A 15050-nucleotide genomic window follows, 5' to 3' on the forward strand; every position below is an offset into this window, starting at 1 on the left:
CGTCGGTCAGGCGCGAACCAGCGCCATGGTTTCGGCAAGGGCGCCCGGTTCGTCGAAACGGTAGAGCGTCGCGAGCAGCCTTTCGGCCTTTTCGGCGCCCAGCCGCGGCTCGACCAGTGACATGAACTTGGCGTGGACCTGCTCCGGGCTCATCGGATTCTGCGGATGCCCCAGAAAGAGCTTGGTCTCGGACTGCAGATGCGTGCCGTCTTCCAGCCAGACATCGAGATAGGCCTCGAATTGCGGCTGCTCGCGCTGCGGCAGCAGTTCCACATTGGGCAGGATGGCCTGCACGGCCGGATCGCGCAGCATGCGCTCGGTGAAATCGGTCCCGACCATGGAATAGCCCTCAAGCGCTGCCGCAATGCAGAAGGCAACCGAGAACTTGCATTCGAGCGGCGATTGCGGGTTGGTCTTGCCCGCGCTGAACGGCGCATTGTAGTGCACTTTCGAGGTAACGCGCTTGACCTTGCGGCCCTTGACCTGCGCCGTCAGCTTGTGCGCTGCGGCGATGGAGGCATGCGTCGCGCGGCAGCAGGCGAACGGCTTGTAGCCATTGTTCAGCAGCTCCCAGCCATCATCGAAGTCGATATTCGGAATCTCGGCGCGATTGTCCTGGATGAGCGCGGCCAGCATGCCCTTTTCGCGCTCGAACAGCCCCTTGGCCGCCGTGAAGCCATTGGCCGCCAGATCAGCCGCCAAGATACCGTTCCACGCTGCACGGCCGGCATGATAGGGCTTTGAATCACTGCCGAACGAGGCGACGAATCCTGACGCCGACGTGGCCGCGGCGCCGAGCGCATTGGCCGACTGCTCCTCATCCAGCCCCTGCATGGCTGCGCTGGCGGCGGCTGCGCCCACGACGCCATGAACACCCGTGGGATGAAACCCGCACTGCTGCAGGTTGCGCCCCACGCCCCTTATCCCGCCCGTCCCCAAATGCGCCATCACCTCGAAACCGGTGATGAAGCCGGAAAGCGCCGCCTTCTCGTCGAGCCCCCGCTCGCCGGCAACCCCCAGGGCCGCCGACCAGACCGGCGCCCCGATATGTCCCGAGCCGCCGATATGGGTGTCGTCATAATCCTGGCAATGCGCCATCGTGCCGTTGACCAGTGCCGCCATCGCCGCATTGGTGGTCCCGGCACCGAAGATCTGCGCCTTGCCCGGCACGCCCCAAGCCTCGGCAACCGCGCGTGTCGCCTTGGCCGCGGGCTCTTCGAACGAACCGATGGTAACGCCGACAAAATCGACCAGCGCGCCCTTGGCCGCGGCAATGATTTCGGGCGGATAGTCCCGGCCAGGAGCTGCAGCGACGAATTTCGCCAGCTTTTCGCCGCGGTGGCCTTCCCCGATCCCATCGAGCTGGGCCATTTCTACTGCCGCCATCGTTCTGCTCCTCGGTGTTCTGTTCCGCCGTCAGGCGAGTTCGGCATGCCCGAAATCGAGCACGACCTCATTGTCCCGGGCCGGCACCAGGCAGCGGAAATGCGCCGCATCCCCGCGCTGCCAAATCTGAATTTGAAGTGTGTCGCCGGGATAGACCGGCCTGGAAAAGCGCGCGCTCATCGCCACGAACCGCGCCGGCTCGTAGTCGCACAGGCTGCGTAGCAGCGCATGGCCGGCGATACCATAGGTGCAAAGGCCATGCAGGATAGGCCGCGGAAACCCGTTCGACCGCGCGTGCTCCGGATCGGCATGGAGCGGGTTATAGTCCCCGCTCAGCCGGTAGATCAGTCCCTGCTGCGGCAGGGTGGGCATGTCAACGACCATGTCGGGCGGAATGCTTGGCACCTCGTGAACAGGTACCGACGACGTCGAGGGACCGCCGAATCCGCCATCGCCCCGCTGCATGCTCGTCGACAGGATCTCGAAGATCAGCGCATCATCCTGCTGCGAGAAGACACGGCGCCGCGTCGTCACCAGCGCGGCCTTGCCCTCACCCTTGTCGACCACCTCGTCGACCGTATTTTCGCTCCGAAAGCTGCCTTCCACCGGGATGGGTCGATGCAGCCTGAAGCTGATGCCGGCATGTACGCTCTTGCCGCTGGAACCAACATTGGCCTTCCTGATCCAGGCATGGGGCGCTGCAATCAACGTCGCCATGGTCGGCACGGCCAGCAGGTTCTTCTCGTAGACAAAACGAAGCTGGCGCTCGTCGGTAGGATCGCCCCCCAACCCGACTCCCAGGGCATAGAGCATGGTATCGCGTCTGGTCAGTGCCATCTCGGTCTGCGGGATGCGGTAAGCCCTAAGGGCTTCGTAATCGAGCGGCACCGGCTACCCCCTACCCTTGAGCGCAATCAGCGCATCCGCGGCAAGAATGGTGCTGCCATTGACGAAGATGGGATTGATATCAATGCTCTCGATAGCGTCCCTATAGTCGCTCATGAGCCAGCCCAGCCGCACGGCGATATCGGCCAGTGCGTCGAGATCGGCCACCGCCTGCCCCCGATACCCCTGAAGCAACCTGGCGCCCTTGATCTCGGCAAGCATGTCTTGGGCCGACAGCCTGTCGAACGGCGCAAACCTGTAGACAACATCGGCCATGACCTCAGCGAAAATACCGCCCAGGCCGAACAGGACGATGGGGCCGAAACAGGCATCGTCGGCCGCGCCGAGCAGCAACTCGGTTCCCTTCGCCATTTCCTGCACCAGCACCCCGTCGACACGGGCGCCCGGATCATAATTTCGTGCCGCTGCGATCACCTCGCGCGCCGCCGACCGCACCCCTTCGGGGGTCGTGAGGTTGACGCGGATCGCCCCGGCCTCGCTCTTATGCGGAATGTCGGGTGAATTGACCTTCACCACGACCGGGAAAGTCAGGCTCTGCAAATTCAGCCTGTCCACGGCGTTAGCCGGAACGAACTCCTGGCGGACGAGAGGAATGCCATATTGGGCGAGCACATCGCGCGACGCGCGTTCGCTGAGGAATGTCTCTCCCGCAGGGAACGACAGCTCCGGGCGAGGAAATGCCCTCTGGATCGTCCGAGGGCGCACGGCCCATTTCTGTTGTCGCATCGAGAAATCGGCCAAGGCCCGCGCGGCAGTGGCAGCCCGGCCAACCGTCAGGAACCATGGCAGGCCTGCGGCATCGAACAGCGCCTTGGCCGGCAGGTGATCCTCGGCAACCGTCGCCACAAGCACCGGCTTGTCGGCCGCGCGGGCAATATCGATGATGGACTGCGCCGCCTCGACACTGCCGGTCGTCTGGCCGGAACGCACCATCACCATGTCGATATTTTCGTCGGCAAGCACCGCTTCGGCCGCAGCATTGGACAGGCTCTTGCCGTCCTTGGTGTTCTGGCCCGAAATGTCCACCGGGTTACCGGTTCCGGCGAGCGGCGGCAGCATGTCGCGCAATGCGGCCTTGGTCGTCGCGGAGAATTCGGGCAATTGCAGGCCGGCCTGCATGAAACGGTCCGAAGCGATGACCCCGGCCCCACCCGAGCCGGACACCAGCCCGACGCGGTCGCCGCGCGGCAGCGTTCCGGCGAGGAAAGCCTTCGCCAGGTCGACGAGATCTTCATAGTCATCGACCTCGACATAGCCGCCATGCCGAAATGCCGCCTGATAGAGCGCATAGCTGCTGGCGAGGCTCGCCGTATGCGATGCGGCCGCTTTCTGGCCCGCCGCGGTATTGCCGGCCTTCCAGACGAGAATGGGCTTGTTGCGCTCGAGGGCCTTGCGTCCAAGTTCGAGCAGCCGCCTGCCGTCCGAAACACCTTCGATGAAAGCGGTCACCACCTTCACGTCGTCGCAGTCGAGAAAGTAGTCGATGAAATCGAGAACATTGAGATCGACGCTGTTGCCGACCGAGGCGATATAGTTGAACCCCGTCCCGGCGCGGCTGGCATTGCGCACCAGCGTAAAGCCATAGCCGCCGCTCTGTGTGGCCATCGCCACCGGCCCGGTGGAATAGTCCTTTACCCCAAAGCCCTGCCCGAAGCCGTTATGGACCTTCTTGGGAATATTGAGCACGCCCATGCAATTGGGGCCGACGGCACGAATCCCGGTTTCCTTGATGGCTGTGATCAGTTCGGCTTCGATAGCCTTGCCCTCGTCACCCGCCTCGCGAAAACCCGAAGAGAGAATGACCGCGAAGGGAATGCCTTTGGCGCCTGCCTGGCGGATCACATCGGGCACAAGGCGTGCCGCGACAGCGATCAGCACGACATCGCAGCCGGAGGGAATATCCGCCAGTGACGGATAGCACTTGCGGCCGAGCACCGTCTCCCGGTTCGGATTGACCGGAAACACCTCGCCTGCGTAGCCATAGGTGGTGAGATAGTGCATCGGCTGGCCGCCGACGGCCCGGCTCGACTCCGTCGCGCCAACCACCGCGATGGCGCGCGGATCGAACAGCCGCGACAGATCGACGGCGCGCGCCTCGTTACCCCTAGTTTCCGCGGCAACCTGGTTCATGGCGCGACTCACGGCAGATACGACGTGAACACATCACGCGTGCGGTCGAGCGGCATGAAAGCCGGCTCGAAGACGGGCATGACGTGCTGGGCAATGGCCTGCGGGGTCCAGCCTTCGGCAGTATGCGCATGCCGGATCGGGCGCATCTGGTTGAACAGGAACAACTCGTTATCGCGCGTATAGAAAACCTGGCCCGTCACACGGCTGGCGGCGTCGCTGGCCAGGTAAACCACGATGGGAGCATTCTTTTCCGGCGCGATGGTCCGCCGGTTGGCGGCGCGCTGCTTCTGTTCCGCGGTTTCGGTCGGGATGGATTCGGTCATGCGGGTGAAGGCCGAGGGCGCCACCACATTGGAACGCACATTGAAGCGCTTCATGTCCAGCGCGATGGCCTTGGACAGCCCCTGGAGACCGATCTTGGCGGCGCCGTAATTGGCCTGGCCGACACCACCGATCAGCCCGGATGTGGAACTGATATGGACGAAAGCGCCCGATTCCTGCTTGCGGAAATGCGCGGCTGCTGCCCGGCTCACATAGAAGCTGCCAGTCAGGATGACGCCGATCGACAGGTCCCAGTCGGCCTTTTCCATCTTGTGAAAGATCGTGTCTCGCAGGATGGCTGCATTGTTGACCACGCAGTCGATGCGCCCGAAGGCGTCGATTGCAGTCTGCACCATGCGATGGGCGCCATCCCAGTCAGAGACGCTGTCGGCATTTGCGACGGCCTCGCCGCCCTCGGCGCGGATCTCGGCCGCGGCCTGCTCGGCAACGCTTTCATTCGCTCCGGTCCCGCCGACTTCGACGCCCAGATCGTTGAGCACGACCTTGGCACCCTGACGCGCCATCATGCGGGCAATTTCCTTGCCGATGCCCCGCCCGGCCCCCGTTACCAGGACAACCTTTCCTTCAACGATCCTGTCCGGAAGCTCCACTGATACCCCTCCCCGTCGGCGCAGCGCGAATCCATCGGCACGCCTATCGCTCTATCAATAGAATTCCGTTGTATACCATTTGAAAGCGACGTGACAAGCCCACACAGCCCCCCGCGCTTGTGGCGCGGGTGGCTGATCTGCAAGCAGCAATGAAATGGAGGAGGTCTTAGTCGGCTTCGGTCGCGCTCTGGCGAGCGGCGCTGACCCTGAGACGCGCGGCAAAAGCGGCCTTGATGTGATTGGCGGCGGCGCGACCTGCTGCAGCGCCATCGCGTTCGGCGATCGCCTTGGCCAGTTTCTGGTGTTCTTCGACCACGGCGACCTGACGATCCGGATCAATCAGCGAAGAGCCGCGCCGATCGGCCGCCACGACATCGTCGAGGCCCAGGCTGAACTTGGCCAGATAGCGATTATGCCCCGCGCGACGGATCAGTTCATGGAAGGCCCTGTTATGTTCGTACATCTTGTCGCGATCACCAACCAGGCCCGGTTCCAGCTCGCAATGCCGCATGATGGCGCTGAGTTCCGGGCCTGAACCGTTCTGCGCGGCCTGCTCGGCAAGGGCGCTTTCCAGCACCTGCCGGGCCAGGAACAGCTCCTTGAGCGCATCTTCGTCGATTGTCGCCACGACCAGTCCGCGGCGCGCCCGATAGGATAGCAGGCCTTCCGCCTCGAGACGCTGCAGGCCCTCGCGGGCCGGTGTGCGGCTGATCTTGAGCCAATCGGCAATGCGGTATTCCGACACGCGATCGCCGGGAGAAAGCTCGCCGCTTTCGATTGCCTGACGCACGGCATCGTAAGCGCGCTGCGCCAGCGGCATGCCGTCGGCCTGGCTACGTTTTATGACGGGTTGTCGCGCCATTGGAGGTCCCTCGAAACGGTGTCAACGGAAGCGGTCGAAGCCGCAATATCGGGCAAGCGGTAGCATGGACTGGGGCCGGTCGGAAGTGTTGTGACAGTTTCTGGTCACCCACTCCACGGCAAAAAATGCAGAAATCCGGCCCGCACGGTGGGTCACGGAGTGCCGTGGAACACTCGTTTTGCCTTTACCTTCTCTATTTGGTATACTACTGCATTCAATACGTGTTGGCAGGAGCTATTTGATGGCGGTGGACGGCGAGGGCATAGCGGACGATCGCGAGAGCATGGATTTCGACGTGGTCGTTGTCGGGGCCGGCCCTGCCGGACTGGCCGCGGCGATCCGGCTCAAGCAGCTTGCTCCCGATCTGTCCGTGGTCGTTCTCGAAAAGGGCGCTGCGGTGGGCGCCCATATCCTGTCCGGCGCCGTGATCGATCCTTCCAGCCTCGACGAACTTCTGCCCGGCTGGCGTGATGGAGACCTGCCCCTGATGACCGAGGTCACCAGCGACAGGTTTGACATCCTCACCCGTAATGGCCGCCTGCCCGTTCCCAACATTCTGATGCCGCCGCTGATGAGCAACCACGGCAACCTCATTGTCTCGCTGGGCGATCTCTGCCGCTGGCTGGGCGAGAAAGCCGAGGCGCTGGGCGTCGAAATCTATCCCGGCTTTGCCGCCACCGAAGTCGTCTATAACGAGAGCGGCGCGGTACGCGGCGTCGCCACCGGCGATATGGGGATTTCGCGCGACGGTACGCCCGGCCCCGGCTTCGCGCGCGGCATGAAGCTGCTGGGCAAATATGTGCTGATGGCCGAAGGTGTTCGCGGCTCACTCTCCGAACGCATCATCGAGCGGTTCGAGCTGCGAAAGGGGCGCGAACCGCCCAAGTATGGCCTGGGCATAAAGGAACTCTGGGAAGTCAGGCCTGAACAGCATAGGCAGGGTCAGGTCCACCATTCCTTCGGCTGGCCGCTTGGTGCCGGCACTGGCGGCGGATCGTTCCTCTATCACCTGCCCGACAATCTGGTCGCCGTCGGGCTGGTCGTGCACCTCAACTATTCCAATCCCTATCTGTCGCCATTTGAAGAGTTCCAACGCTTCAAGACACACAAGGCAATTGCCCCGATTTTTGCCGGAGGCAAACGGGTCGGCTACGGCGCCAGGGCGATCAGCGAAGGCGGCTGGCAGTCGGTGCCGCGCCTCAGCTTTCCGGGCGGCCTGCTGCTGGGCTGTGCGGCCGGGCTCGTCAACGTTCCACGCATCAAGGGTTTTCACAACGCATCCCGCTCCGGAATGCTGGCGGCCGAACATGTGGCAGCCGCCATTGCCGCCGGCCGCGCCGGTGACGAAATCAGCGCCTTCGAGGATTCCTGGCGCGACAGCACTATCGGGCAGGATCTCTGGCGGGTCCGCAACGTCAAGCCGCTCTGGTCGCGGTTCGGCACCTATCTCGGCATTGCACTGGGCGGGCTGGATATGTGGTGCAACACGCTGTTCAAATGGTCTCCCTTCGGCACCATCGGACACAGTGGACCGGACCATGCAGCGCTCGATCCGGCTGCCGAGCACCAGCCAATCCAATACGACAAGCCGGACGGTGTGCTGACCTTCGACCGGCTGTCCTCGGTCTTCCTGTCGAACACCAACCATGAGGAAGACCAGCCGGTCCACCTACATGTGTTGGATCCGGCATTGCAGCGGCAGAGCGAACTGGAGGTCTTTCAAGGCCCTTCGACCCGCTACTGCCCCGCGGCAGTCTACGAGTGGCAGACCGAAGCCGACGGCAGTCCGCGCTTCGTCATCAATGCGCAGAACTGCGTGCACTGCAAAACCTGCGACATCAAGGACCCCAACCAGAATATCCGCTGGGTGCCGCCACAGGGTGGCGAAGGCCCCGTCTATCCGCGCATGTAGCCGCCACGCACTGCCCGCGGCTAACCACAGGAGTTCCGCAATGCAGGGTCTGGCGGCTTTGGACGGCATCCGAGTTGTCTGCTTCGGCATGGGTGCGGCCGCGCCCTTCGCCACCGCGTCCCTCGCCGATTTCGGTGCCGAGGTCATCAAGGTCGAACCACCGGGTGGCGACTGGTCACGCACCACGCCCGGTCTCGGCACGCGCGAATTCAACCGCAACAAGCGCGGCATCGCCATTAACCTGAAATCGAGCGACGGTCTCGCGCTGGCGCTCAAGCTGATCGCCCGTGCCGATGTGGTGATGGAAAGCTTCCGGCCCGGCGTCATGGACCGGCTGGGGCTGGGATATGCGACGCTGCAGCAGGCCCATCCCCGACTGGTCTATTGCTCGGTCAGCGCCTATGGCCAGGATGGTCCGTGGAAGGACAGGCCGGGCGTCGATGGCATCATCCAGGCCGTATCCGGCATCATGAGCGTGCTCGGCAGCGAAGACGAGGATGCCGAGCCGATCAAGACGCCCTTCCCCATGGCCGATATGGCCGCCGGCTTTCTCGCGGCACAGGGCATCCTGCTGGCCTTGCTGGCGCGCGACAGGCACGGCATGGGCCAGCATGTTGATGTCAGCCTGCTCGAGGCGGCCCTCGTGATCCAGAAATCCTCGATGACCCGCTATCTCCAGTCCGGGGAACTGCCCCGTCGTACCGGCAGCCGCGCACCCTATGCCACGCCCAACGAGGCCTATCGCACCAGCGATGGTCACATCATGCTGGCCGCCTATAGCCCTGCCCGCTGGAGTGCCTTCTGCCGCAATGTCCTGGATATGCCCGAACTGGAAACCGACCCGCGCTTTGTCGACCGCAAGGTTCGCCAGGGTAACCAGAAAGCCTTGAAGCGCATCATCGAGGAGGTGTTCTCACACCGTACCAGCGCCGAATGGCTGGAACTGTGCGAGGCCAACGACCTGATCTGCGGTTCGATCAACACCTATGACCGGGTGATCGCCCACGAGCAGGTCAGCGCGCGCAATGCGATCGAGACGGTGTCGTTTCCCGATGGAGAAACAATGCGCACGCTTGCCGCAGCGCCAAAGCTCAGCGCTACGCCCGGCAAGGTGACATCGCCCTACCCCGCCAAGATCGGGCAACACACGCGTCAGGTGCTCACGGAACTCGGCCTTGCGCCCGCCGAAATCGACCGGTTGCGGGATGAGGGCATCATCGGCACGGCTTGATTTAAACTAGAATAGTATACTGTTGTATATTGCATGTTTTTCAATGTTTCAGGCGGATTCTTGATGGACATGGAAAGTCCTTCGAGTCACAGTGTACCTCGGTGTTCTTCATAGGAAGATGCCCGATTGCTTCTGGGAGGAAGAAATGTTCGGATCAAAACGCACACATGGCAGGCACTTTCCGGCGCGCTCCACGCTTTCGGCCTTGGCCGTTGCGGCAGGAGCGGCCCTCACCTTCATCGCAGCGTCGCCCGCTCTAGCGCAAGCCGACCTGGACTTTACCGGAGAAGAGATCGAGCTGACGGTCCCCTATGGGCCTGGCGGCGGCTCGAACACGCATAACCGCCTGTTTGTGCTGGGTTTGCAGCAGACGTTGCCCGGCCAGCCGACCATTGTGGTTCGCAACGTCGAGGGTGGCGGCTCCATCACCGGGACCAATGAATTCGCCGCACGCGCCGAACCTGATGGCCGCGCCTTCATCGGCGTCGGCTCGAGCACCATTCTCAACCAGATCCTGCGTGACCCATCGGTCCGCTACGACCTTGGCGAATTCATACCATTCCTCTCGTCCCCGGGCGGGTCCATCGTCTATGCGCGCAGCGACTACGCGGGCGGGCTGACCGACGACCCGATCGAGAACATCCGCAAGGTCATCGAGAATCCGCCCACCATTGCCAGCCAGACGATTACCTCCTCCGATATCGGCATGCTGCTCAGCTACGACCTGCTGGGGATCAAGCCCAAGGTGGTGTTCGGCATCGGCCTGGGAGAGTCGCGTGCCGGCCTGGAGCGCGGGGAATTCCAGATGCGGCACGATACCATGTTCTCCTATGGCGACGCCGTGGCACCGCTGGTGGAAGATGGCTCGGCCAAGCTGCTCTTCACCATGGGCTATGAAGAAGACGGTGAGATCGTGCGCGACCCCATGGTTCCCGACGTGCCGCATTTCCTAGAGGTCTACGAGGCAATCTACGGCAAGCCCCTCTCGGGGATCGAATATGACGTGTGGAAATCCCTCTTCAACGTCCGCGTCATGGCGGGCAAGGTGCTGATGCTCCCGGCCGGAACCGCGCCGGAAATCGTCGAGGCCTACGCGCAGGCAACACGCGACGCGCTCGAACTACCCGTGATGCAGGACGGCCCGGCCAAGCTCATCATCGGTGAATACCCGCAGGTCACCGGCGCCGAGGCGACAGGCCGGATCATGGAAGGCGCACTGAGCCTTACCCCTGAACATCTCGAATGGCTCAAGGCCTGGGCTGCCGAAACGCACGGCGCAACCTTCTAAGCACGTTGTTTGCTCCCCACCGCCTGGCCACGGCCGGGCGGTATTGCCATGCCCCGATCATTCGACGCGCCCGGAGAACTGACCCATGACCAACATGCCTATCTACGAGGCGCTCGCGCAGGCCTTTAGTGCGGAAGGCGTGGATACGCATTTCACGCTCATGGGCGATGGCAACATGCACTGGGCCACGGCCATGAAGAACATTTCGGGCATGACCACTGTCCACGCCCGCCACGAGCATTGCGCCTGCACTATGGCGATGGGCTATACCAGCGCCACCGGCAAAGTGGGCGTCGCTTCGGTTACCTGCGGCCCCGGCTTCACCCAGATCATGACGGCGCTGGCCTCAGCGTCGCGGGGCGGCGTGCCAATGGTGGTGTTTGCCGGCGAAACCCCGCTCAAGGCGAAATGGTATGGGCAGTTCATCGACCAGCAGCCGCTAGCGGCGGCCTGTGGCGCCCATTATATCACCGCTCATAGCCCCGATCGCATGTATCAATATGTCCGCGAGGCGTTCTACGTCGCGCGCCATGAGCGCAAGCCCGTCGTGATCGGTGTTCCCTATGACCTGCAGAAGCAGGCCATGCCCGATATCGGCGCCTACAAGCCATCATCCACGGTCCTGCCGCAGACCGCGCCCATGCCACCAAATCCGGAGCAGTTGGCCTATGTCGTCGATCGCCTGGCCCAGGCGAAGGCACCGATTATCCTGGCCGGACGCGGCGTCATATGGTCGGGCGCCCGGACCGAGGTGGAGGCTCTTGCCGAAGCCAGCGGTGCCCTCCTGTCCACCACGCTGCTGGGCCGCGGAATGTACGACCACAATCCCTTTTCCGTCGGCGTTTGCGGAGGCTTCGCCCGCGCCATCGCCCGAGAGGCTTTCGCCCAATCCGACCTGGTCCTGGCCATCGGGGCGAGCCTCACTTATCACACCATGGATGGCGGGCGCATCATTCCGGAAATCACCGAAGTCATCCAGATCGATCCACATCCGATCGGTCTGCGGGATGGCCTCGAAGCGGCCGACATCTACGTGAAAGCCGATGCCAAATTGACCGCGACGGCCCTGCTCACCGCACTCGAGAAACGAGGGCCCACAGCCGCCAGCATCCGCAGCGCGGAACTGGCCCGGCGTATCAGGGAAGAGCCGGCGGACAATGCCCGGTATGATATCGCGCCCGGGACCCTCGATCCCCGCGCCGTTTTCGCCGAGCTGGAAACTGTCATCCCCCGCGATTACGACATGGTGAGCGGCTCGGGGCACCAGTCTTATTTCCACACGGTGATGCGCGGCGGCGAACCCACGCGCTATCACGCGATGCGCGATTTCGGTGCCATCGGCAACGCCATTTCCTACGCCGTCGGCATCGCAGCCGTCCGCAAGACCGGCAAGGTCGTGCTGTTCGAGGGCGACGGCAGCCTGCTCATGCATGTCCAGGAGTTCGAAACCCTGAGGCGCCAAGGCATCAAGATGCTCATCGTCTGCAGCAATGACGGTGCCTATGGCGCCGAGATCCACAAGCTGCGGGAAGACGGCATCGACGATACAGGCGCCATTTTCGGCCGACCCGACTTCGCCGAAATCGCCCGCGGCTTCGGGCTGCGCGGCGAGAACGTCACGACGCTCGGCCGGTTTAGGGACCTGCTGGAGGAGTTCGAACGCGGCGATACCACCATGGTGTGGAACGTCCATATGTCGGACCTGGTGGTCAATCCGCGCATGCGCCAGAACGTGAAGGCCGGCCACGGCGCCCGCTAGTCGGGCACCTGCATGGATAAACGGCGCGCTGTAGCCGGTCCGCTGAGCTGCTAAGCTCATGGCAACACGATTCCAGCGACCGAGACACCCATGCAGCCATCCCGTGATATTGCCCGCCTGATCGAGATCATGGCCGCCCTGCGCAATCCGGTTGGCGGTTGTCCCTGGGACCTGGAGCAGGATTTCTCGACCATAAGACACTATACGATCGAGGAAGCCTATGAGGTCGCCGACGCCATCGAGCGGCAGGATTTTGCCGATCTGCGCGAGGAACTGGGCGATCTGCTGCTGCAGCCGATCTATCACGCGCAGATGGCCAGCGAGGCCGGCCATTTCGATATTGGCGACGTCATCTATGCCATCACCGACAAGCTGATCCGCCGCCATCCGCATGTCTTTGGCGATGTCGATGCCGGCAATTCGGCCGCCTCCGAGCAGCGCTGGGAGGCCATCAAGGCGCAGGAGCGGGCCGCAAAGGCCGCACGCAAGGGCGACGCGACGCCATCCATTCTCGATGACGTCCCCAATGTGCTCCCTGCCCTGGCCCGCGCCGAAAAGCTCACCAAGCGCGCCGCCAAGGTCGGTTTCGACTGGCCGGATTTCGCCTCGGTCAAGGCCAAGGTCGATGAGGAACTCGCGGAAGTCGCCGAGGCCCAGGCATCAGGCGACGCCGCGGCGGTGCAGGAGGAAATCGGCGACCTGCTCTTCGCCGTCGCCAACCTGGCCCGCCATGCCGGCGTCGATGCCGAAGCCGCCCTGCGCGACGCCAACTACAAGTTCACCCGCCGCTTCCACCATGTCGAAGCGCGCTGCCGAGAAGATGGCATCGATCCAAAACAAGCCGGCCTGGAGCGCCTTGACGGCTACTGGAATGAAATCCGAGCCGCAGACAAAGCCTAGAGAATCTAGGCGTCCGAACTCTCGATCCGGCCATTGAACCGCTCGAGAAACGCCGTCTTGTGCCGCGGCTCGACCCGCACGACAAAACCCGAACCCTGTTCGGTCGGCTCGTCGCGGGAGACGATTTCGGTATGCGAATGCAGCCAGCCGATATCGGATCCCGCCGCATGCGGCACATGGACGTGATAGGTCCGGCTTTTCTCGCCCAGCGCTTTCTCGATAGCCAGCTTGAGCGCATCGAGCCCCTGCCCGGTCAGCGCCGAAGCCGACACCGCGGCAGCCACCTTGCCCGCCGGCACGATACCGACCAGAGCATCTTCGCTGACCAGGTCGACCTTGTTCCAGACCTCAATGATCGGCGTCGTCTCGGGTGAAACACCAAGTTCCGCCAACACCTTGAGCACGTCATGCGCCTGACCCACATGGTCGGGATTGGCGATATCGCGCGCATGCAGGATCACATCGGCATCCAGCACTTCTTCCAGTGTGGCACGGAACGCCGCCACCAAATCCGTCGGCAGGTCGGCGACAAAGCCCACCGTGTCGCTCAGCATCACCTCGCGGCCATGCGGCAGTGCCAGCTTGCGCACCGTCGTATCGAGCGTGGCGAACAACAAATCCCTGGCAAACACCCCTGCCCCGGTCAAGGCATTGAACAGGCTGGATTTTCCGGCATTGGTATAGCCAACCAATGCCACGATCGGCGTGCCATCGCGCTGCTGGCGCTGCTGCGCACGGGTCTTCTTGACCTTTTCCAACCGGTCTTCCAGCAGCACGATGCGGTCGGTGATCTGCCGCCGGTCGCTTTCGATCTGCGTTTCGCCCGGGCCGCCCATGAAGCCGGTGCCGCCGCTGCCGCGCTGGCGCTCCAGGTGAGTCCAGGAGCGGACCAGCCGCCCCTTCTGGTAGTTGAGATGGGCCAGCTCGACCTGCAGCACGCCTTCGCGCGTCGCGGCGCGCTCGCCGAAGATTTCGAGGATCAGCGCGGTGCGGTCCAGCACCTTGGCGCCGGTTTCGGTTTCGAGATTGCGCTGCTGGATGGCGGTCAGCGCCGCATCGACCAGCAACAGGTCGATCTTCTCCGCCTTGACCCGCGTGGCCAGCGTCTCGGTATGGCCGCCACCGATAAAGGTCGCCGGCTTGATCTCGCGAACCCTCAAGACCTCGGAAAAGGCCACATCGAGGTGAATGGCCCCGGCCAGCCCTTCGAACTCGGCCTTGCGCGCCTCGATCGAATGCCGGGACGCCTGCCCGCGCACATCAGGCACGACGAGGCCCGCACGCGTCGGCTGCGCACGCTGGTCGATAAACGCCTGCGGGCCGCCCCGCTGGACGGCCTCGTCGTCGTCAAATCCGCTCATAAAAGCCTATCAGTCGCTGTCGTGGTTCTGCTCGGGATCGAACAGCTGGATCGGCGCACCCGGCATGATGGTCGAGATCGCGTGCTTGTAGACCAGCTGCGACTGCGCGTCGCGGCGCAGCAGCAGGCAGAAATTGTCGAACCAGGTGATCACGCCCTGCAGTTTCACCCCGTTCACGAGAAAGATCGTGACCGGTACTTTCTGCTTGCGAACGTGGTTGAGAAAGGAATCCTGCAGATTTTGTTGTTTTTCGTTCGCCATAGAGGCCTCTTTTCGCGGCATTGCTTGTCGCTGTTGTCGTTGCAACTACCTGCCAGTCCGGCTTTGGAACTGCCGCCCAGTTCCTGCCGTCATCAACTCATCACACATCAAACACTATGGCA

General features: G+C 63.2%; 12 protein-coding genes. 5 read left to right on the top strand and 7 right to left on the bottom strand.

Annotated elements, in window-relative coordinates; genetic code table 11:
* Nucleotides 1–6: 6 nt before the first annotated feature.
* The 5 genes from FPZ08_RS05480 to FPZ08_RS05500 form a co-directional block, all read right to left on the bottom strand.
* A complete protein-coding gene (locus FPZ08_RS05480) occupies nucleotides 7–1386 on the bottom strand; it encodes an MmgE/PrpD family protein (RefSeq protein WP_146289046.1) in 1380 nt (459 codons plus the stop codon).
* 30 nt (nucleotides 1387–1416) lie between these two features.
* Complete coding sequence (locus tag FPZ08_RS05485) at nucleotides 1417–2274, bottom strand: MaoC/PaaZ C-terminal domain-containing protein (protein ID WP_146289047.1); 858 nt, start codon at nucleotides 2272–2274, stop codon at nucleotides 1417–1419.
* A gap of 3 nt (nucleotides 2275–2277) precedes the next feature.
* The gene (locus tag FPZ08_RS05490) at nucleotides 2278–4422 is read right to left on the bottom strand and encodes an acetate--CoA ligase family protein (RefSeq protein WP_146289048.1); all 2145 of its coding nucleotides are present in this window, start codon (nucleotides 4420–4422) and stop codon (nucleotides 2278–2280) included.
* 8 nt (nucleotides 4423–4430) lie between these two features.
* Nucleotides 4431–5270, bottom strand: coding sequence for an SDR family oxidoreductase (locus tag FPZ08_RS05495; protein ID WP_246132813.1), 840 nt, complete (start codon nucleotides 5268–5270; stop codon nucleotides 4431–4433).
* Nucleotides 5271–5520: 250 nt separating this feature from the next.
* Nucleotides 5521–6216 carry a GntR family transcriptional regulator gene (locus tag FPZ08_RS05500; RefSeq protein ID WP_146289050.1) on the bottom strand — a complete coding sequence of 232 codons (696 nt, stop codon included), beginning with the start codon at nucleotides 6214–6216 and terminating at the stop codon, nucleotides 5521–5523.
* A gap of 241 nt (nucleotides 6217–6457) precedes the next feature.
* Between FPZ08_RS05500 and FPZ08_RS05505 the strand changes: the two genes are divergently transcribed.
* The 5 genes from FPZ08_RS05505 (at nucleotide 6458) to mazG (ending at nucleotide 13306) form a co-directional block, all read left to right on the top strand.
* Nucleotides 6458–8128 carry an electron transfer flavoprotein-ubiquinone oxidoreductase gene (locus tag FPZ08_RS05505; protein WP_146289051.1) on the top strand — a complete coding sequence of 557 codons (1671 nt, stop codon included), beginning with the start codon at nucleotides 6458–6460 and terminating at the stop codon, nucleotides 8126–8128.
* A gap of 40 nt (nucleotides 8129–8168) precedes the next feature.
* Nucleotides 8169–9359: a CaiB/BaiF CoA transferase family protein gene (locus FPZ08_RS05510; RefSeq protein ID WP_186767218.1), complete on the top strand. Its 1191-nt coding sequence runs from the start codon at nucleotides 8169–8171 to the stop codon at nucleotides 9357–9359.
* A gap of 145 nt (nucleotides 9360–9504) precedes the next feature.
* On the top strand, nucleotides 9505–10647 hold the full coding sequence (locus FPZ08_RS05515) for a type 2 periplasmic-binding domain-containing protein (RefSeq protein WP_146289053.1): 1143 nt from the start codon (nucleotides 9505–9507) through the stop codon (nucleotides 10645–10647).
* Between the two features lie 85 nt (nucleotides 10648–10732).
* Nucleotides 10733–12406, top strand: coding sequence for a thiamine pyrophosphate-binding protein (locus FPZ08_RS05520; protein WP_146289054.1), 1674 nt, complete (start codon nucleotides 10733–10735; stop codon nucleotides 12404–12406).
* Between the two features lie 90 nt (nucleotides 12407–12496).
* Nucleotides 12497–13306, top strand: a complete 810-nt coding sequence (mazG, locus tag FPZ08_RS05525) for a nucleoside triphosphate pyrophosphohydrolase (protein ID WP_146289055.1) — start codon at nucleotides 12497–12499, stop codon at nucleotides 13304–13306.
* A gap of 5 nt (nucleotides 13307–13311) precedes the next feature.
* Here the strand turns inward: mazG and hflX are convergent, their stop codons facing one another.
* Both hflX and hfq read right to left on the bottom strand, forming a co-directional pair.
* Nucleotides 13312–14667 carry a GTPase HflX gene (gene hflX, locus FPZ08_RS05530; protein ID WP_146289056.1) on the bottom strand — a complete coding sequence of 452 codons (1356 nt, stop codon included), beginning with the start codon at nucleotides 14665–14667 and terminating at the stop codon, nucleotides 13312–13314.
* Between the two features lie 9 nt (nucleotides 14668–14676).
* The gene (gene hfq, locus FPZ08_RS05535; RefSeq protein WP_056230518.1) at nucleotides 14677–14928 is read right to left on the bottom strand and encodes an RNA chaperone Hfq; all 252 of its coding nucleotides are present in this window, start codon (nucleotides 14926–14928) and stop codon (nucleotides 14677–14679) included.
* Between the last annotated feature and the right edge of the window lie 122 nt (nucleotides 14929–15050).

Source organism: Devosia ginsengisoli, from assembly GCF_007859655.1.
In the GTDB taxonomy this organism is placed as follows: Bacteria; Pseudomonadota; Alphaproteobacteria; order Rhizobiales; family Devosiaceae; genus Devosia; species Devosia ginsengisoli.

Excerpts from the sequence above, each read along its gene's own strand:
- FPZ08_RS05480 (WP_146289046.1), bottom strand. The coding sequence starts at position 1,386 with ATGGCGGCAGTAGAAATGGCCCAGCTCGATGGGATCGGGGAAGGCCAC.
- FPZ08_RS05490 (WP_146289048.1), bottom strand. The coding sequence starts at position 4,422 with ATGAACCAGGTTGCCGCGGAAACTAGGGGTAACGAGGCGCGCGCCGTC.
- FPZ08_RS05495 (WP_246132813.1), bottom strand. The coding sequence starts at position 5,270 with ATGATGGCGCGTCAGGGTGCCAAGGTCGTGCTCAACGATCTGGGCGTC.
- FPZ08_RS05500 (WP_146289050.1), bottom strand. The coding sequence starts at position 6,216 with ATGGCGCGACAACCCGTCATAAAACGTAGCCAGGCCGACGGCATGCCG.
- FPZ08_RS05505 (WP_146289051.1), top strand. The coding sequence starts at position 6,458 with ATGGCGGTGGACGGCGAGGGCATAGCGGACGATCGCGAGAGCATGGAT.
- FPZ08_RS05510 (WP_186767218.1), top strand. The coding sequence starts at position 8,169 with ATGCAGGGTCTGGCGGCTTTGGACGGCATCCGAGTTGTCTGCTTCGGC.
- FPZ08_RS05515 (WP_146289053.1), top strand. The coding sequence starts at position 9,505 with ATGTTCGGATCAAAACGCACACATGGCAGGCACTTTCCGGCGCGCTCC.
- FPZ08_RS05520 (WP_146289054.1), top strand. The coding sequence starts at position 10,733 with ATGACCAACATGCCTATCTACGAGGCGCTCGCGCAGGCCTTTAGTGCG.
- mazG (WP_146289055.1), top strand. The coding sequence starts at position 12,497 with ATGCAGCCATCCCGTGATATTGCCCGCCTGATCGAGATCATGGCCGCC.
- hflX (WP_146289056.1), bottom strand. The coding sequence starts at position 14,667 with ATGAGCGGATTTGACGACGACGAGGCCGTCCAGCGGGGCGGCCCGCAG.
- hfq (WP_056230518.1), bottom strand. The coding sequence starts at position 14,928 with ATGGCGAACGAAAAACAACAAAATCTGCAGGATTCCTTTCTCAACCAC.